This is a genomic window from Leisingera sp. SA215, assembly GCF_055902035.1.
In genome coordinates this window covers 1-18,977 of record NZ_JBVVXU010000040.1, presented here as the reverse complement: position 1 = coordinate 18,977, position 18,977 = coordinate 1, and the positions used below count along the sequence as shown (strand labels likewise).

At 62.8% G+C, this 18,977-nt stretch carries 15 protein-coding genes; 11 read left to right on the top strand and 4 right to left on the bottom strand.

What is annotated here, in order from left to right:
* Positions 1-3 precede the first annotated feature (3 nt).
* From AC0KW6_RS21410 to folD, 3 genes are all read left to right on the top strand, one after another.
* Positions 4-1,680: a formate--tetrahydrofolate ligase gene (locus tag AC0KW6_RS21410; RefSeq protein WP_474034756.1), complete on the top strand. Its 1,677-nt coding sequence runs from the start codon at positions 4-6 to the stop codon at positions 1,678-1,680.
* A 59-nt stretch (positions 1,681-1,739) separates the two neighbouring features.
* Entirely contained in the window at positions 1,740-2,048 is a 309-nt protein-coding gene (locus AC0KW6_RS21405) for a chorismate mutase (protein ID WP_474034755.1), read from the top strand.
* A 99-nt stretch (positions 2,049-2,147) separates the two neighbouring features.
* Positions 2,148-3,038 carry a bifunctional methylenetetrahydrofolate dehydrogenase/methenyltetrahydrofolate cyclohydrolase FolD gene (gene folD, locus AC0KW6_RS21400; protein ID WP_474034754.1) on the top strand — a complete coding sequence of 297 codons (891 nt, stop codon included), beginning with the start codon at positions 2,148-2,150 and terminating at the stop codon, positions 3,036-3,038.
* A gap of 116 nt (positions 3,039-3,154) precedes the next feature.
* Here the strand turns inward: folD and AC0KW6_RS21395 are convergent, their stop codons facing one another.
* The gene (locus AC0KW6_RS21395) at positions 3,155-3,997 is read right to left on the bottom strand and encodes a DMT family transporter (protein ID WP_323779910.1); all 843 of its coding nucleotides are present in this window, start codon (positions 3,995-3,997) and stop codon (positions 3,155-3,157) included.
* A 181-nt stretch (positions 3,998-4,178) separates the two neighbouring features.
* Here AC0KW6_RS21395 and tdm point away from each other — a divergent pair, with 181 nt between their 5' ends.
* On the top strand, positions 4,179-6,548 hold the full coding sequence (gene tdm, locus AC0KW6_RS21390) for a trimethylamine-oxide aldolase Tdm (protein ID WP_323779913.1): 2,370 nt from the start codon (positions 4,179-4,181) through the stop codon (positions 6,546-6,548).
* Positions 6,549-6,578: 30 nt separating this feature from the next.
* On the top strand, positions 6,579-6,995 hold the full coding sequence (locus AC0KW6_RS21385) for a group II truncated hemoglobin (protein ID WP_323779915.1): 417 nt from the start codon (positions 6,579-6,581) through the stop codon (positions 6,993-6,995).
* A gap of 66 nt (positions 6,996-7,061) precedes the next feature.
* Here AC0KW6_RS21385 and AC0KW6_RS21380 read toward each other — a convergent pair whose 3' ends face one another.
* From AC0KW6_RS21380 to AC0KW6_RS21370, 3 genes are all read right to left on the bottom strand, one after another.
* Positions 7,062-8,324 carry a glycerate kinase type-2 family protein gene (locus AC0KW6_RS21380; protein ID WP_323779918.1) on the bottom strand — a complete coding sequence of 421 codons (1,263 nt, stop codon included), beginning with the start codon at positions 8,322-8,324 and terminating at the stop codon, positions 7,062-7,064.
* A gap of 78 nt (positions 8,325-8,402) precedes the next feature.
* Positions 8,403-9,380, bottom strand: coding sequence for an HpcH/HpaI aldolase/citrate lyase family protein (locus AC0KW6_RS21375; RefSeq protein WP_024091813.1), 978 nt, complete (start codon positions 9,378-9,380; stop codon positions 8,403-8,405).
* A gap of 177 nt (positions 9,381-9,557) precedes the next feature.
* On the bottom strand, positions 9,558-10,172 hold the full coding sequence (locus tag AC0KW6_RS21370) for a response regulator transcription factor (RefSeq protein WP_323779935.1): 615 nt from the start codon (positions 10,170-10,172) through the stop codon (positions 9,558-9,560).
* Positions 10,173-10,482: 310 nt separating this feature from the next.
* Here AC0KW6_RS21370 and AC0KW6_RS21365 point away from each other — a divergent pair, with 310 nt between their 5' ends.
* The 6 genes from AC0KW6_RS21365 (at position 10,483) to glyA (ending at position 18,875) form a co-directional block, all read left to right on the top strand.
* Positions 10,483-11,733, top strand: coding sequence for a pyridoxal-phosphate-dependent aminotransferase family protein (locus AC0KW6_RS21365; protein WP_323779921.1), 1,251 nt, complete (start codon positions 10,483-10,485; stop codon positions 11,731-11,733).
* 24 nt (positions 11,734-11,757) lie between these two features.
* Positions 11,758-12,957: a malate--CoA ligase subunit beta gene (locus tag AC0KW6_RS21360; RefSeq protein WP_474036039.1), complete on the top strand. Its 1,200-nt coding sequence runs from the start codon at positions 11,758-11,760 to the stop codon at positions 12,955-12,957.
* Positions 12,954-13,847 carry a succinate--CoA ligase subunit alpha gene (gene sucD, locus AC0KW6_RS21355; protein WP_323779927.1) on the top strand — a complete coding sequence of 298 codons (894 nt, stop codon included), beginning with the start codon at positions 12,954-12,956 and terminating at the stop codon, positions 13,845-13,847. Before AC0KW6_RS21360 ends, sucD begins: the two co-directional genes overlap by 4 nt.
* A gap of 99 nt (positions 13,848-13,946) precedes the next feature.
* The gene (locus tag AC0KW6_RS21350) at positions 13,947-14,918 is read left to right on the top strand and encodes a 2-hydroxyacid dehydrogenase (RefSeq protein WP_323779930.1); all 972 of its coding nucleotides are present in this window, start codon (positions 13,947-13,949) and stop codon (positions 14,916-14,918) included.
* Positions 14,918-17,578 (top strand): phosphoenolpyruvate carboxylase, encoded by a 2,661-nt coding sequence (locus tag AC0KW6_RS21345; RefSeq protein ID WP_474036038.1) that lies wholly within the window; start codon positions 14,918-14,920, stop codon positions 17,576-17,578. Before AC0KW6_RS21350 ends, AC0KW6_RS21345 begins: the two co-directional genes overlap by 1 nt.
* Positions 17,579-17,591: 13 nt before the next feature.
* A complete protein-coding gene (glyA, locus tag AC0KW6_RS21340; RefSeq protein ID WP_474036037.1) occupies positions 17,592-18,875 on the top strand; it encodes a serine hydroxymethyltransferase in 1,284 nt (427 codons plus the stop codon).
* Positions 18,876-18,977 lie beyond the last annotated feature (102 nt).

The following is an 18,977-nucleotide window of genomic DNA, read 5'->3' as shown; positions in this document are numbered from 1 at the left end:
GCCATGAGCTACAAGAGTGACATCGAGATTGCGCGTGAAGCGCAGAAGAAACCGATCCAGGAGATTGGTGCGAAGATCGGGATTTCGGACAGCGATCTGCTGCCCTACGGCCACGACAAGGCAAAGGTGTCGCAGTCCTTCATCAACTCGGTGCAGGACCGCGAAGACGGCAAGCTGATCCTGGTGACCGCGATCAACCCGACGCCGGCGGGCGAAGGCAAGACCACCACCACCGTGGGCCTGGGCGACGGTCTGAACCGGATCGGCAAGAACGCGATGATCTGCATCCGCGAAGCCTCGCTCGGCCCGAACTTCGGCATGAAGGGCGGCGCCGCAGGCGGCGGCTACGCCCAGGTGGTGCCGATGGAGGAGATGAACCTCCACTTCACCGGCGATTTCCATGCCATCACCTCGGCCCATTCGCTGCTGTCGGCAATGATCGACAACCACATCTACTGGGGCAACGAGTGCGAGATCGACACCCGCCGCGTCGCCTGGCGCCGGGTTGTCGACATGAACGACCGCGCCCTGCGGGTGATCACCGCCTCTCTGGGCGGCGTCTCCAACGGCTTCCCGCGCGAAGCCGGTTTTGACATCACCGTGGCCTCGGAAGTGATGGCGATCCTGTGCCTCGCCAACGACCTGAAAGACCTGGAAAAGCGGCTCGGCGACATCATCGTGGCCTACCGCCGCGACAAGACCCCGGTCTACTGCCGCGACATCAAGGCCGAAGGCGCGATGACCGTGCTGCTGAAAGACGCGATGCAGCCGAACCTGGTGCAGACCCTGGAAAACAACCCGGCGTTTGTGCATGGCGGCCCGTTTGCCAATATCGCCCACGGCTGCAACTCGGTGATCGCCACCAAGACCGCCCTGAAAGTCGCCGACTACGTGGTGACCGAGGCCGGTTTCGGCGCCGATCTGGGGGCTGAAAAGTTCATGAACATCAAATGCCGCAAGGCAGGCATCGCGCCGTCGGCAGTGGTGCTGGTGGCCACCGTGCGGGCGATGAAGATGAACGGCGGCGTTGCCAAGGCGGATCTGGGCGCCGAGAATGTCGACGCGGTCAACGCGGGCTGTGCCAACCTCGGCCGCCACATCGAGAACATCAAATCCTTCGGGGTTCCTGTTGTGGTTGCGATCAACCACTTTGTGACCGACACCGATGCCGAAGTGGAGGCTGTCAAAGCCTATGCCGCCACCCATGGCGTCGAGGCGGTGCTGTCGCGCCACTGGGAACTGGGGTCGGAAGGCTCGGCGCCGCTGGCGCAGAAGGTTGTGGAAATCGTCGATGCGGGCCAGGCCAACTTCTCGCCGATCTACCCGGACGAGATGTCCCTGTTCGACAAGATCGACACCATCGCCAAGCGGATCTACCGCGCCGACGAGGTGCTGGCGGACAACAAGATCCGCAACCAGCTGAAGGAATGGGAAGAGGCGGGCTACGGCAATCTGCCGGTCTGCATGGCGAAGACCCAGTACTCCTTCTCGACCGACCCGTCGCTGCGCGGTGCGCCGGTGGGCCATTCGGTGCCGGTGCGCGAAGTGCGCCTCTCGGCCGGTGCCGGCTTCATCGTTGCGGTCTGCGGCGAGATCATGACGATGCCCGGCCTGCCGCGCAAACCGGCGTCGGAAACCATCCGCCTGAATGACGACGGCCAGATCGAAGGCTTGTTCTAAACGGCGATATGCGACATTCACGGCCCGGGACCCATCCCGGGCCGTGAGAGTTTTGAGACATGAGCACCACACGCACCCCGCCAGATGCCTGCAGCGATATGGCAAGCCTCCGGCTGCAGATCGACCACCTCGACCGGGAGCTGATCGCGCTGCTGGCCGAGCGGGCCGGATACATTGACCGGGCGATTGCGCTGAAGCAGGCAAACGGCTGGCCGGCGCGGATCCCGGAACGGGTCGAGGAAGTGGTGCTGAATGCCCGTGCCGCGGCCGCGGAACAGGGGCTGGACCCCGGTCTGGCCGGGCACCTGTGGCGGCAGCTGGTGGAGTGGTCGATTGCCCGCGAGGCGCGGGTGATCCGGGAAGAGTGAGGCTGAGCGGGGGCCTGCGGCGCGGGCATCGCGAGCGACTGAGATGGACAGGCAGGCTTCAAGGGCGATCCGTGCCTGCGGCAAAGAGGAAGAGATCAAATGGCAGCAACATTGATTGACGGCAAGGCCTTTGCGGCCAAGGTGCGCGGCCAGGTGGCTGAGCATGTGGCGCGGCTGAAAGAGGAACACGGCATCACCCCCGGCCTGGCGGTGGTTCTGGTCGGCGAAGACCCGGCCTCCCAGGTCTATGTGCGCTCCAAGGGCAAGCAGACCGTCGAGGTCGGCATGAACTCGGTCGAGCACAAGCTGGATGCGGAGACTTCCGAGGCGGATCTGCTGGCGGTGGTCGACCAGCTGAACAACGATCCCTCGATCCACGGCATCCTGGTGCAGCTGCCGCTGCCGAAGCATATGAACGAGGATCTGGTGATCAATTCGATTGCGCCGGAGAAGGACGTCGACGGTTTCCACATCTCCAACGTCGGCCTGCTGGGCACCGGCCAGAAATCGATGGTGCCCTGCACGCCGCTGGGCTGCCTGATGATGCTGCGCGACCACCATGGGTCGCTGTCGGGCATGGATGCGGTTGTGATCGGCCGCTCCAACATCGTCGGCAAGCCGATGGCGCAGCTGCTCCTGGGCGACAGCTGCACGGTGACCATCGCGCATTCGCGCACCAAGGATCTGCCCGATGCGGTGCGCCGCGCCGACATCGTGGTGGCGGCGGTCGGCCGTCCGGAAATGGTGCCGGGCGACTGGATCAAGGAGGGCGCGACCGTGATCGACGTCGGCATCAACCGCATCGAGCGCGACGGCAAGACCAAGCTGGTCGGCGACGTTGATTTTGCCACTGCGGCCGAGCGCGCGGGCGCCATCACCCCGGTGCCGGGCGGCGTCGGCCCGATGACCATCGCCTGCCTGCTTGCCAACACCGTCACTGCGGCCTGCCGCGCCAACGGCCTCAAGGAACCCGAAGGCCTGACCGCCTGACCCAGCGCTGACCGCTGACCGCCTGACTGATATGCTCCCGCCGGACCGCCTCCGGCGGGAGTATTTTTTGGAAAGATGATGGCTGGCAGGCCTTAGGCCGTCACCGGAGGCCGGTCTCAGTGGCCGAGATAGGCAATGCCGCCAAAGGTGACGGCCACGCTGATCCATTGGGCGCGGTTCATGCGTTCGCGCAGCACCAGCCAGGCCAGTACCACGGTAACCAGCCCGAAAAGCGACGCGCCGACCGAGGCGAATTCCGGCCGGGGCAGGCCTCCGGAATAGATCACCAGGCCAAGAGCAAAAGCGTCCAGCGTGCCCATCAGCACCAGCAGCGGCAGCATTTTGCGGGCGGGCAGTTGCACCATCCGGGCAAGCAGCGCCAGGCCCAGCAGCATCAGGATCGCGGCCAGCCGGGTCACGATCAGCACCGGCCATTCGGCGCCGGCCAGGGTGGCGGCCTGGCCAGTGGCAAAGGTAAGTGCAAATCCGACGGCACTTGCCAGTCCCCAGGCGGCGGCCTGCAGGTTGACCGGGCTGCCGTCTTCTTCGGTGGAAAAGACCGCAATGCAGCCGACGCCGCCAACCACCGCAGCAACCGCGAGCCAATGGCTCAGGCCAACCGGCTGCCCCTGCAGCATTGCCATGCCAAGCGACAGCACCGGATAAGAACCCACCAGCGGCGCCACCAGTTTCACCGGTCCCAGAGCCAAGGCGCGGTAAAGCGCATAGGAGCCGAGGGCAAAGATGGTGCCCGAGAGACCCGCCAGCCGCGCGGCCGGAAGAGTCATCGCCTGCCAATCGCCAAAGGCCAGGGCCGCCCCGGCGACCAGAATCGCCCCGGTTCCAAAAACAATCAGCATGGCCGGAAGAATGCCGGTGCGCTGCGATACGAACCGCACGCAAAGGTCATGGGTTCCCCAGGCAAGGGCCGCGGCGAGGCCAAAGATCAGCGAGTGCATGGCGGGTATCCTATTGTTTGCGGCATTCACCCCCAGGAAAATGACGCATCCCGGGCATTTGCCATTTTTCTGCAGAAAATCAACATGTTTGTTGATTAGAGTGGAGGAACGCAATATTCTTTTCAATAAATAAATATTCCGGCTGTGCAATATTTGGCTGGAATCCAGCAGGAGATGCACGATGAATGACATGAGCTTCCCTGAGGTTGTCAATGGGCCCCCGAAGCCGTCCGGACTATACCAGCCGTCGGTGTTTTCGCTGCCCAAGGGGACCGAACGCTATGTGGTGGAAGGCTGCGGCGCAATCCTGATCCGTGTGGAAACTGGTGATACGGTGACGGTCCACAACGACGAGGGCGGCCAGCCCTGCGAAATCGTCGCTGCCGGAAGCAAGGGCGGCATTGATGCCGGGATTATCGGCACGGCGCCAAACAGCGATGCCGGCGGGCTGAAGGCGCTTCTGACCTCAACCGACCAGTCCTTGCGCGGCCTGCGCATGGGAATGGAGGCTCGCGGCATCGATCTGGCGCAGGGCGGTGCGGTGCGCTTCTTTGGAGCGGATACTCCGGCCAAAACCGAAGAAAGTTTCACGGTTCAGCGCGACGGCGTGGTGATCATCGCAGCGCCGGGCGGGATCATGGACTTTGAACGGCAGGATACTGCCACGCAGCTGACGGTCATGGTCAAGCGCGCGGTGATCAAGCAGGTGGCGCGGTTTGAGCTTCCCGACCCGCTGGCCGATCCGGTACTGGACCTGCGGGTCAAAAGTGCAACCGCCGAAGCCTATTTCGTGAAGGCTGGCGACTACATCCAGGTGCTGGATGTCGATGGGCGCCAATGCACGGATTTTCAGTGTTTTGCCGCCCGCAAGCTGGACAAGGGTATCGAGCATGCGCTGGACGTAACCACAACACGGACGCTGATGGGTCATGCCTATCCGATGCCGGGGCTGCATGCCAAATACTATGATCAGGATATGCTGCCGCTGGTCGAAGTGGTGCAGGACACTGTGGGGCGCCATGATGCCTTTGCTCTGGCTTGTGCGGCGAAATACTATGACGACATCGGCTATCCCGGCCATGTGAACTGTTCTGACAACTTCAACGGGGTTCTGGCCGAGCACGGGGTGACGCCGCGGGCGGGCTGGATGGCGATCAACTTCTTCTTCAACACAGGGCTGGATGAGCATGGTGTGATGTATGCCGATGAGCCCTGGACCCGGCCCGGCGACTATGTGCTGCTTCGGGCGCTGACCGATCTGGTCTGTGTCAGCTCGGCCTGCCCGGATGACACCAGCGCCGCCAACGGCTGGAACCCCACTGACATACACGTCCGCACCTACAGCGGCCAAGAGACCTTCAAGCGGGCGATTGCGTTCCGCGCGACCCCAGAATCGGAGCCGAAGATGACCAAGGAAACCGGTTTTCACGACCGCCTCAGCAAAATGACCCGCAATTTTATCGAGTATAACGGTTATTGGCTGGCCAATTGCTATTCCGAGTCCGGGCCGCTGGAGGAATACTGGGCCTGCCGCGAGAAATCGGTGGTGCTGGACCTGTCCGCCCTGCGCAAGTTCGAAATCACCGGGCCGGATGCCGAGGCGCTGTGCCAGTATATCTTTACCCGCAATATCAAGAAGCTGGCAGTGGGGCAGGTGGTCTATACTGCGATGTGCTACCCGCATGGCGGCATGATCGACGACGGCACCGTGTTCCGGCTGGGCAAGGACAATTTCCGCTGGATCGGCGGCTCGGATTACGGCGGCGAATGGATCCGCGAGCAAGCGGAGAAACTGGGGCTGAACGTATTGATCCGCTCGTCCACCGACATGCAGCACAATATCGCCGTGCAAGGCCCCGAAAGCCGCGATCTGCTGAAGAAGATCATCTGGACGATGCCGCACAATCCGACGCTGGAAGAGCTGGGCTGGTTCCGGTTCACGCCTGCGCGTATCGGCGGAGAGCATGGAGTCCCGGTTGTGGTTTCACGGACCGGCTACACTGGTGAGCTGGGGTATGAAATTTTCTGCCATCCGAAACACGCCGGCGACGTCTTTGACGCGGTCTGGGAAGCCGGACAGGACCACGGTATCCGCCCGATGGGGCTGGAGGCGCTGGACATGGTGCGGATCGAGGCGGGGCTGATCTTTGCCGGCTATGACTTCAGCGATCAGACCGACCCGTTTGAGGCAGGCATCGGTTTTACCGTGCCGCTGAAATCGAAAGAGGATGACTTTGTTGGCCGCGATGCGCTGATCCGGCGCAAGACCACGCCCGCCCGCAAGCTGGTGGGGCTGGATATCGACTCGGCGATTGACGTGGGGCACGGCGATTGCGTCCACATCGGCCGGGCGCAGATTGGCGAGGTGACGTCCTCGATGCGCTCGCCGCTGCTGGGCAAGAACATCGCGCTGGCGCGGGTGGATGTGTCCTGTGCCGAAGCCGGTACCGCGGTGGAGATCGGCAAACTTGACGGGCATCAAAAACGCCTGCCTGCAACGATCGTACCCTTTGCCCATTATGACCCCAAGAAGACCCGGCCTCAATCCTGAGGCCGGCCGCTTCGGGGCTGGGAGGTTCTCATGGTTCAGAAGCTGATAGAGCAAATCGGCGGCGAAGACGTGCTGCGTGCCTTGGTCGAACGGTTCTACGACATAATCGAAGAGACGGAGACCGGGGCACGGATCGCCCGGCTGCACACGCGCGGGCATGGATTGGACCATGCCCGTATCGAGCAGTTCAACTTTCTGTCCGGGTTCATGGGCGGACGGCGGTATTACGAGGAAAAGCATGGGCATATGGACGTGAAACTGATGCACGCCCATGTGCCGATCACCGAAGAAGACGCCGAAAACTGGCTTAGATGCATGGACCAGGCGCTGGCGGATTTGTCGCTGGAAGGCCCGCATGTGGAACGGCTGCGCCAAGTGTTCCGGCGGGTGGCGCTGATGCTGGTCAATGATCTGGCAGAGTGGGGCGAGGCCCGCGTATCAGCCTGAACGCGGTGCTTGCAGCCTCCGGCGGGAGTATTTCAGGAAAGTTGAAAAACGGGAGCGGACCAGGAGTTAGCCGGGGCGCCTCAGGAAGACTTGGACGTCGGCCACGTTGGTGCCGGTGCCGCCGGTCATCAGCAGCGCATCCGCGGCTTTCAGGGCTGCGTGGCTGTCGTTGTTGGCGAGCAATGCGTCCGGGTCCTGTCCGGCAGCTTTGACCGCGTTCCAGGTGGCAGGGGTGGCGATGCCGCCCGCGGCATCGGTGGGACCGTCGCGCCCGTCGGTGCCGCCGGAGAGGAACAGCCAGTCGCCGCTGAGCCGCTCTGCGCCCAGTTTGGCGACGCGCAAGGCGAGTTCCTGATTGCGGCCGCCAAGGCCGGTGCCGGTGAGCTGGACAGTGGTTTCACCGCCGAAAATCAGCGCAACGGGGTTGTTCCTGGGTGCGGCTTCTGCTGCTTTGACTACGGTTTCAGCGGCCTCGGCCACGTCGCCCGTCAACCGGTGAGAGACCAGTTTGGCATTCCACTCCTCAGCTGCGGCGCTCATCATGGCTTTGAGGCTGTGGCGGTTGGATCCGATCAGCGTGTTGATGACAGAGGGCAGCGCTTCCGGAGCCTCATGAGTGGTGCTGAGGCGGGCTTTGACGGCCTCCGGAGCCCTGTCCCAGATGCCTGCCCGTTGCAGGGTCTCCCGTGCTTGTGCGCGGGTGCCGATAGGCGCCACGGTAGGACCGGAGGCAATGGCGCGCAGGTCGTCGCCGATCACGTCCGACAGGATGAAGGCCTGCACCCGGGCGGGTGCGGCATGACGCAGCAGGCCGCCGCCCTTGGTGTCCGACAGCTGCTGCCGGATCAGGTTCATCTCGTTAATTTCCAGCCCGGAGGCGAGCAGAAGTTTGTTCACTGCCGCCTTGTCCGCCAGTGTGAGGCCGGGGGCGGGGGCCACCATCAGCGCGGAGCCGCCGCCGGAGATCAGCGCAATCAGCCGGTCATTTGGGCCTAGGGAATGGGCCAGTTCAATGGCAGCCTGACCTGCTTTGGCGCTCATTTCATCTGGAACCGGATGAGATCCGCAGATCACTGTAGCGCCGGGAATTTCTGTGTGATTCTCTGGGTTTGTTATGGCGATTGCCTGATCTGCATCAGGGATCAGCCGCAGCGCCTCGCGCATCATCGGGATGGCGGCTTTGCCCACCGCAAGCAGCACGTTTTTGCCGCCTGCGGGCAGGGGTTCCAAAGGAGAGGCAGTCAGCTGTGCCCGCAGTGCCCGGGCCGGGTCGGCCCGGTCGACAGCGGCCTGAAACAGGGCCTTGGCGGTGGTCAGCAATCCGGTCATCTGCATCTCCTTGGCATAGCGGCGTGCAGCCGCCCCAGTGGAACTGGGACGGCGTAAGGCCTTAAAAACAAACGCGGCTTAGTTGCCGGCGATCTGTTTGGCTTTTTCCACCAACACTTCTGCCTGACGGATCGAGGCATAGTCAATCAGGCGGCCGTCCAGCGACACCGCGCCTTTGCCGGCAGCTTCGGCTTCGGCCATGGCTTCCAGAATGCGGTGCGCCTTGGTGATTTCAGCATCCGAGGGCGACATCACCTCGTTGGCCAGTTCGATCTGGCTGGGGTGGATGGCCCATTTGCCTTCGCAGCCCAGAACTGCGGCGCGTTTGGCGGCGGCCTTATAGCCTTCCTTGTCCTGGAAATCGCCGAACGGGCCGTCGATCGGGCGCAGGCCGTTGGCGCGCGCGGCAACCACCATGCGGGCCAGCGCATAATGCCACATGTCGCCCCAATGCACCTCGCGGGAGCCGTCTGCGGCCGGGTCGGTCAGCACCGAATAATCGGGGTTCACGCCGCCGATGATGGTGGTGCGGGCGCGGGTCGAGGCGGCATAGTCGGCAACGCCGAAATGCAGCGATTCATTGCGCTTGGAAGCTGCGGCAATTTCACTCACATTCTGCATGCCCAAAGCGGTCTCGATGATGTGCTCAAAGCCGATTCGCTTTTTCAGGCCCTTGGCGTCTTCGATCTGTGTAACCAGCATGTCGACGGCGTAGACATCGGCGGCGGTACCCACCTTGGGGACCATGATCAGGTCGAGACGTTCTCCTGCCTGTTCAACAACATCGACCACATCGCGGTACATGTAGTGGGTGTCCAGGCCGTTGATTCGGACCGACATGGATTTGTTGCCCCAATCGATGTCGTTCAGGCCTTGGATGATATTTTTGCGGGCCTGGTCCTTTTCGTCCGGCGCAACCGCGTCTTCGAGATCCAGGAAGATCACGTCTACGTCAGATTTAGCTGCCTTTTCAAACATTTGCGGCTGGGATCCGGGGATCGCCAGTTCGCTGCGGTTCAGGCGGCCTGGGGCTTGTTCAATGGTGTGGAATGACATGGGTTCGCTCCTCATTGGTGATAGGTTTTCGTCCTCTCCCCTCTAGGCATTCCTCACGATGGTGTTTCCTGTCAAGAAAAAAATCTTCATTTAAATACATTCGCGCGCGTGTCCGCAGGCGCGACGCGCGCTCGCGTGCGTACGTGCCCGCGTGAGCCGCCCGCCACCGCCACGGGATCATTCCTCGAGAAGGAAATCACCCTTGGCAGCGCGGTTGGCGTAGAAAAACGCAATCGCCTGGGCGCGGTTTTTGACCGAAAGTTTTTCGTAAAGGTTCGACAGGTGGAACTTCACCGTGTTGGTTGAGATCCCCAGCTCCTTGCTGAGCTCCTTGTTGGTCAGCCCCTTTGACAGCGCCTGCAGCATCGTGCGTTCGCGGCGAGACAGCTGCTCAATCGGATCGGTTTGCAGGCCGCGGACGTCGAGGAAGGGGAAAACCATCTTGCCCTCAGCGACGGCAAGGCAGGTATCCAGCACGTCTTCGACAGCGCTGGAGCGCGGGGCGAAACCGGCAGCGCCCGCGCTCATCGCCTTGCGCGGCACCTCGCCGCTCTCCTCGGCATAGACCACCAGGCGTGGTGCATTGGCCTGGTCGCGCAGCACCTCGATCAGCTTGGCGCCGCCAAGCGCGGGCAGGTTCCAGTCGATGATTCCGACCTGAACCGGCACCCGCATCACCGTTCCGAGGAAGCCTTCGGCCGTTGCGGAGGTCGCGACCAGCGAGAATCGCGGGTCCTTGTCGAAGATTTCTGACATCGCCGACAGCACCAGCGGATTTGCGTCAGCCAGCATGACCGAAATCGGGGAAACTTTGTCGCTTATGGGAGCCATTTGGTGCCCTTTAGTAGAAAACTACCCATGTGGGTAGGGGGTGTTTTGGTATGCAATGGTATTTTTACCGTTTTGGGTAGGAATTTTACCACCCAATTAGATACCCAAAAGCAGGATATAGGAATGTTGCGTGTTTTGTCGAGCTAGGGTTTCCTTGGGTTAACAGATGTTGCATGTCAGGAAACAAACCTTCCCGCAGTGAAGACTGCAGCGGGAGAGGCCCGTGACCTCCAGCACATCGGCGAACTGAAACCAGCGAGGTCTAACCCCGATGACTGAACCCATGATCTTCCCCAGCCTGAAAATTCCGGAAACCCTGGCCGCCGGCCCTGGCCCGGGCAATACCGATCCCCGCGTGCTGCAGGCCTTTGCCAACACCGGCCTGGCCGACCACATGCAGGCGGACGTGCTGCGCGGTATGATCGAGTGCAAGCGGATGCTGCGCGATCTGTGGGGCACCAGCAACACCTACACCTACGGCGTTGGCGGCACCGGCTTCTCGGGGCTGGACTGCATGCTGAACGCGATCCTGCCCGGCGACAGCGTGGTTGCCTTCCAGAATGGCACCTTCTCGGGCATCGATGCAATGACCATCCGGATGAAGGCCGCCACCCGCGAGGAACTGGCAGCCGACGCGATGAACCCGCAGCCTGCCTCGGTCACCGTGATCGACGTGCCGCACGGCGAGTCGGTTTCCGGCAAGCTGGTGGAACAGGTGCTGGCTGAGAAGAAACCGAAATGGGCCTTCATGGCGCATTGGGAAACCGGCTCGGGCCGCATCAACGACCTCAAGGGCTTCTCGGACGCCTGCGTGAAACACGGTGTGATGGGCCTGATCGATGCGGTGTCCTCGCTGGGCATCGAGGATTTCTCGATCGACGATTACCCGGGCGTTGCCGGCTGGGCCTCCTGCCCGCAGAAAGGCGTGCTCTGCCTGCCGCTGACCTATGCACCGGTGTCGTTCACTGACAGCTATATCCAGACCGTGCGCGAGAACGGCTGCCATTCCTATGTCCACAACCCGATCCTTGAAGCGCGCCACTGGGGCATCGTGGACGGAGAGGATGTTGCCGCCGGCACCTACCACCGCACCCACTCGGGTTATGCGGTTGCCGCCTTCCACGAGGCGCTGCGCATCACCCTTCAGCACGGCCGCGCCCAGAAGGCCCGCGACTATGCGTTCCACGAGAAAGCGCTGCGCGATGCGGTGACCGCGATGGGCTGCGATGTGACCAGCAACATGACCAGCCTGGTGGTTTTGAACCTGCCCGGCGATCTTGCAGGCCGCGAGAAGGAACTGGTGGGCAACTGCCGCGCCGTGGGCTTCGGCATCTGGCCGACCCTGTCGGAGCCGGTGCAGGTCCGCATCGGCATCCTGAACCAGATTACACCAGCCGCCATCACCGACATCGTCAACCGCTTCGGCAAGGCGATGAACGACATGGGGGCAAATGTCGACCTTGAGGCGATCAACGCCCTGCTCGACAAGCATTACGCAGCGGCGCTGGCAGCCGCCGAATAAAAGCTCCACGAGGAGGAGAGACCCATGGATATCCATGAATACCAGGCCAAGGAAGTTCTTAGCAACTTCGGCGTGGCCGTACCCCCGGGTGCGCTGGCCTACAGCCCCGAGCAGGCGGCCTACCGCGCGCGGGAACTGGGCGGCGACAAATGGATCGTCAAAGCCCAGGTCCACGCCGGCGGCCGCGGCAAGGCGGGCGGCGTCAAACTGTGCAACTCGGAAGCCGAGATCTATGAGGCGACCGAGAACCTGTTCGGCAAAAAGCTGGTGACCCATCAGACCGGCCCTGAAGGCAAAGGCATCTACCGCGTCTATGTCGAAGGTGCGGTGCCGATCGCCCGCGAGATCTATCTGGGCTTTGTGCTGGACCGTTCCAGCCAGCGGGTGATGATCGTTGCCTCGTCTGAAGGCGGTATGGAGATCGAAGAGATTTCTGCCGAGCGCCCCGAGTCCATCGTGCGTTCGACCGTTGAGCCGGCCGTTGGCCTGCAGGACTTCCAGGCACGCGAGATCGCGTTCAAGCTGGGGATCGAGCCGGCAATGACGCAGCAGATGGTGCGCACCCTCAAGGGCTGCTACCAGGCGTTTTCCGAACTGGATGCCACAATGGTTGAGATCAACCCGCTGGTGGTCACCTCGGACAACCGGGTCATCGCGCTGGACGCGAAGATGACCTTTGACGACAACGCCCTGTTCCGTCACCCGCAGATCGCTGAGCTGCGCGACAAGAGCCAGGAAGATCCGCGCGAAAGCCGCGCCGCTGACCGCGGCCTGTCCTATGTCGGGCTTGAGGGCAATATCGGCTGCATCGTGAACGGCGCAGGCCTGGCGATGGCAACCATGGACACCATCAAGCTGGCCGGCGGCGAACCTGCCAACTTCCTGGATATCGGCGGCGGTGCCACACCGGAACGGGTTGCCAAGGCGTTCCGCCTGGTGATGTCCGACAGCAATGTGCAGGCGGTTCTGGTCAACATCTTCGCCGGCATCAACCGCTGCGATTGGGTGGCCGAAGGCGTTGTTCAGGCGCTGCGGGAAGTTGAAGTCGACGTGCCCGTGGTCGTCCGCCTTGCGGGCACCAATGTGGAGGAAGGCCAGAAGATCCTGGCCCAGTCCGGCCTGCCGCTGATCCGCGCAACTTCGCTGATGGAAGCCGCTGAGCGCGCCGTTGGCGCGTGGAAAAACGACCTCGACCAAAACACTCGTGTGAGGGCAGTCAAATGAGCATCCTTCTCGATCGCGAAAGCAAAGTCATCGTCCAGGGCATTACCGGCAAGATCGCCCGGTTCCACACCAAGGACATGATCGAATATGGCACCAATGTCGTTGGCGGCGTGGTGCCGGGCAAAGGCGGCGAAACGGTTGAAGGCGTGCCGGTCTTCAACACCGTGAAAGAAGCCGTTGAAGCCACCGGCGCCAATGCCTCCCTGGTGTTCGTGCCACCGCCGTTTGCAGCCGATTCCATCATGGAAGCGGCGGATGCGGGCATCCACTACTGTGTCTGCATCACCGACGGCATCCCGGCTCAGGACATGATCCGCGTGAAGCGTTACATGTACCGCTATCCCAAGGACAAGCGGATGATCCTTACGGGTCCGAACTGCGCGGGCACCATTTCGCCGGGCAAGGCGCTGCTGGGCATTATGCCGGGCCACATCTATCTGCCGGGCACCGTGGGTATCATCGGCCGTTCGGGTACATTGGGTTATGAGGCTGCGGCACAGCTGAAAGAACTGGGGCTGGGAATTTCCACTTCGGTTGGCATTGGCGGCGACCCGATCAACGGCTCCTCCTTCAAGGACATCCTTGAATGGTTTGAGAAGGATCCGGAAACCGAGGTTATCGCGATGATCGGTGAAATCGGCGGCCCGCAGGAGGCGGAAGCGGCGGATTACATCAAGAACCATGTGACCAAGCCGGTTGTGGCCTATGTCGCAGGTCTGACCGCTCCCAAAGGCCGCACGATGGGCCACGCGGGTGCAATCATCTCGGCCTTTGGCGAGTCGGCGTCCGAGAAGGTGGAGATCCTGTCGGCGGCTGGCGTGACCGTTGCCGAAAACCCCGCCGTGATCGGCGAAACCATCGCAAGCGTGATGAAAAAGAACGCCGCCTGATCCGGCCACGGAACAGGCGCGATGCTCCACCCCTGGCCTGGGGCAATGGCAGGGGTGGAGCGCATTAATCAAGCATAGGCACCACAGGGAGAAGAAATCATGGCAAAGCCAAAGGTTCTGGTGACCCGCCGCTGGCCCGCCGCAGTTGAGGCGCAGCTTTCTGAAGCTTTTGATGCTGTGCTGAACACGGATGACAAGCCGCTGAGCGAAGCAGAGTTGCGTGACGCGCTGACGTCTTATGACGCGGTGCTGCCGACAGTGACAGACAAGATTTCCGCCAAGTCGTTCGATATCGCCAAGCCCCAGGCGCGTATCCTCGCCAACTATGGTGTGGGCTACTCTCATATCGATATGCCTGGGGCAGCAGGCCACGGCATGACTGTGACCAACACTCCCGATGTCCTTAGCGAATGCACCGCCGACATCGCCATGACACTGCTCCTGATGGTTGCCCGCCGGGCAGGCGAGGGTGAGCGTGAAGTGCGTGCTGGCAGGTGGACCGGCTGGCGTCCGACCCATCTGGTCGGCACCAAAGTCTCCGGAAAGACACTGGGCATCGTCGGCTTTGGCCGCATCGGCCAGGAGATGGCCCGTCGCGCGCACCATGGCTTTGGCATGAAGATCGTGGTTCAGAACCGCTCCCGCGTGTCGCCGGATATTCTGGCCCGCTGCAATGCTACTCAGGCCGACAGCCTGGAAGAGTTGATGCCGCAGTGCGATTTCGTGTCATTGCATTGCCCCGGGGGGGCTGCAAACCGGCATCTTATCAACACCCGGATGCTGAACCTGATGAAGCCGGACGCATTCCTTATTAATACGGCCCGCGGCGAGATAATCGACGAACTGGCTTTGTCCCGGGCCTTGTGGTTCGAAACCATTGGCGGCGCCGGGCTGGATGTATTCGATGGCGAACCGCGCATCAATCCGGACCTGATGGACTGCGACAACCTGGTGATGCTGCCGCATCTGGGCAGCGCCACCCGTGAGGCGCGCGAGGCGATGGGCTTCCGGGTGCTCGACAATCTGACTGATTTCTTTGCAGGGCGCGAACCGCGCGACCGGGTGATGTGATGGGAGATCCGGCCGAAAACACCACCGAAGGAACTGAAGAAACCGGCTATGCCGCGGAACTCCGTTCTGAGCTGCGCACCCTTTGGTTGGACGTCCTGCGCCAGCGCGCACCTGAAGTGGCGGAAAGAGCCATCAGCGAATCCGCCTGGGATCTGGCTGATGGCCAGCCCGAGACCGCGTATATGCAGGCCTTCAACATCTGGTTCCAGCTGCTGAAGATCGTCGAGGAAAACGCCGCCATGCGCGACCGCCGCTTGGCCGAAACCCAGGACGGGCCGGAAGTGGTCGAAGGCAGCTTTGCCCGCGCCCTGGATCTGGCTGGTGAGCTGGCCACGCCAGAGCGCCTGCGGGAGGTTGCCAGCCAGTTTTCGATCGGCCCGACGCTGACCGCGCATCCGACCGAAGCCAAGCGGGTTACGATCCTGGAAATCCACCGCCGTATCTACCGCGGGCTGGTGTCGCTGGAGGCCAAGCGCTGGACCCCGCGCGAGCGTGCCGATCTGCTGGAGGATTTGCGCTCGGAGATCGATCTGTTGTGGATGACAGGCGAGTTGCGCCGCGAACGGCCCAGCTTGCAGGACGAAATCCAGTGGGGCCTGCAGTTCTTTCGCGACAGCCTGTATGAGGCGGTGCCGCAGCTGTTCGAACGCTATATTGCTGCTGCCGAACCGCGGCTGGGCGCGACCGCGGACGCACCCTGCGTGAAATTCCACTCCTGGATCGGCGGCGACCGTGACGGCAATCCGAACGTGACGGTTGAGGCCACTGCCGAAGCGCTGACGGCCAACCGAGCGGCGATCCTCAAGCGCTATCAGAAGGCGCTGACCACCGCGGCTGAACGGATTTCCATTTCCGCAGCCGTGTTTGCACTGCCGGACAGCGCTTCTTCCCGCTTGGCTGTTATTATTGAAGCGGCTCCCGGCATGGCCGGTCTCGCTGCGCGCAATCCGGGCGAGGTCTTCCGCCAGGCACTGACAGCCATCCTGGCCCGTATCAAGGCAACCGCTGCAGAAGAACCCGGCGCCTATGCGCATCTGGGAGACTTCATCAGCGACCTCACCCGGGTTGAGGTGGCGCTGGAGGAGATCGGCGCCAACCGGCTGGCGGCCCGCTATGTGCGTCCGATCCGCTGGCAGGCCGATGTCTTTGGCTTCCGCACGGTGACGCTTGATATCCGCCAGAATTCCACCGTAACCACCGAGACCCTGACCGAGATCTGGGCGCGTTCCGGCGAGGTGCCGGAATTCGGCAGCGCCGAATGGTCCGCCCGTCTGCGCCGCGAGCTCGGCAGCGCCTCGCTGGCCTATGTGATGCCGGATGAACTTAGCCCGCAAAGCGGCGAGCTGTTGAAACTGCTGCGGCTGATGCGCGATGCCGGTGCGGGTGAAGACCCGCAGGCGATGGGTCCGTTCATTCTGTCGATGACCCGCTCCACTGATGACCTGCTCGGCGTCTATCTGCTGGCGCGCTATGCCGGATTCGGAGCGGAGAAGGCGGCACTCAAGGTGGTGCCGCTGTTTGAGACCATCGGCGATTTACGCGCAGCGCCCGGTATTCTGAATGGCCTGCTGGATGTGCCCTTTGCCCGCCGCTCGCTGAAATCCGGGGACAACCGGATCGAGGTGATGCTTGGCTATTCCGACAGCAACAAGGATGGCGGTTTCCTGTGTTCCACCTGGGAGCTGGAGAAGGCGCAGCGCCTGATCACCCGCACCCTGGCGGCGCACCGGATGAAGCCGGTCTTTTTCCACGGCCGCGGCGGCTCGGTCTCCCGCGGCGGCGCCCCAGCCGAACGTGCGATCGCCGCACAGCCTGCGGGCACCATCGCAGGCCAGATGCGGATCACCGAACAGGGCGAGGTGGTCAGCTCCAAATACGCCAACCGCGGCACCGCGCTGCACCAGCTGGAGCTGATGGCCTCGTCGGTGCTGCGTCATTCGCTGCAGGAGGACACGCCGCCGGTCAATCCGGAGCATGACGACGCCTTCGAGGCCCTCGCAGGCATGTCCCAGGCAGCCTATTCCAACCTGCTGAATGCGCCAGGTTTCCTGGATTACTTCCAGCAGGCCAGCCCGGTGGAAGAGCTGGCGATGCTCAAAATAGGCTCGCGCCCCGCGCGCCGGTTCGGCGCCGGTTCATTGGATGACCTGCGAGCTATTCCTTGGGTTTTTGCCTGGTCGCAGAACCGCCACATGATCACCGGCTGGTACGGATTCGGCTCGGCGGTGGCCAGCTTCCGCAAGTTCCGCGGCGCGCGCGGTGATGCGGTCCTGCAGGACATGTTCAGAAATTCGCCACTGTTCCGCCTGGTGGTGGATGAGGTCGAAAAGACCCTTCTGCAAAGCGATATGGAGATTGCTGCGGATTACGCCACGCTGGTGCAGGACGCGGAAATCCGCGATCGGATCTTTGGAACCATCCGTAGCGAGTACCAATTGGCCCGGGAGGCGATCCTGTTCCTCACAGGAGACAACGGTCTCGCCAACCGCTTCCCGCGCCTGCGCGCCCGCTTTGGCCAAGTCGAAACCATGCTGCGCGAAATTCACAAGACACAAGTGCGCCTCCTGCGGGAAGAGCGCGCCAAGAAGCCTTCAACAGTGCCGGTCCCGCTGATGCAGTCGATGAACTGCGTTGCCGCAGGGCTAGGCTGGACTGGATAGACAGGAGCCCCGAATGTCCAAAGACCTCTTTTTCACCCAAGCGCTGTCGGAGCGCGATCCTGAACTTTATGCCTCGATCACAGCCGAGCTGGGCCGCCAGCGCGACGAGATCGAGCTGATTGCCTCCGAGAACATCGTCTCGGCCGCGGTGATGGAAGCGCAAGGCTCCGTCCTCACCAACAAATACGCCGAAGGCTACCCGGGCCGCCGCTACTATGGCGGCTGCCAGTATGTCGACGTCGCCGAAAACCTGGCCATCGACCGCGCCAAGCAGCTGTTCGGCTGCGAATATGCCAATGTGCAGCCGAACTCCGGCAGCCAGGCGAACCAGGGTGTGTTCCAGGCGCTGATCCAGCCCGGCGACACCATTCTGGGCATGGATCTGGCCTCCGGCGGCCACCTGACCCATGGCGCCCGCCCGAACCAGTCGGGCAAGTGGTTCAACGCGGTTCACTATGGTGTGCGCGAAAGCGACAACCTGATCGACTACGATCAGATCCAGGCTCTCGCAACCGAGCACCAGCCCAAATTGATCATCGCCGGCGGCTCCGCCATCCCGCGCCAGATCGACTTTGCCAAATTCCGCGAAATCGCCGACAGCGTCGGCGCCTATTTCATGGTCGACATGGCCCATATCGCGGGTCTGATCGCTGCCGGTGAGCACCCCTCGCCGTTCCCGCACGCGCATGTGGCCACCACCACCACCCACAAGACCCTGCGCGGCCCGCGCGGCGGCATGATCGTGACCAATGACGAGGGCATAGCCAAGAAGGTGAATTCGGCGATCTTCCCCGGCATCCAGGGCGGCCCGCTGATGCATGTGATCGCCGGCAAGGCGGCGGCCTTCGGCGAGGCGCTGAAGCCGGAGTTCAAGGCCTACCAGAAGCAGGTCCGCGCCAACGCGGCGGCACTGGCGGACCAGCTGATCCAGGGCGGGCTGGACATTGTCACCGGCGGCACCGACACCCATGTCATGCTGGTCGACCTGCGCCCCAAAGGCGTCACCGGCAATATCGCCGACAAGGCGCTGGGACGGGCCCATATCACCACCAACAAGAACGGCATCCCGTTCGACCCGGAAAAGCCCACCGTGACTTCCGGCCTGCGTCTGGGCACCCCGGCAGGCACCACCCGCGGCTTCGGCGAGGCAGAGTTCCGCCAGATCGCCGATCTGATCATCGAGGTGATCGACGGGCTGGCCGCCAACGGTGAAGACGGCAATGCGGATGTGGAGGCCGCGGTGCGCGCCAAGGTTGCGGATCTCTGCGCCAGGTTCCCGCTGTACCCGAACCTGTAAGCCCTTGCAGGAGTGAAGAAAACGAACCGCCGCGCGCCGCAAGGCCGCGGCGGTTTTGCTTTGCGTCAGGAGGCGCCCGCACCGCGCGCAGGTGTGGCCGCA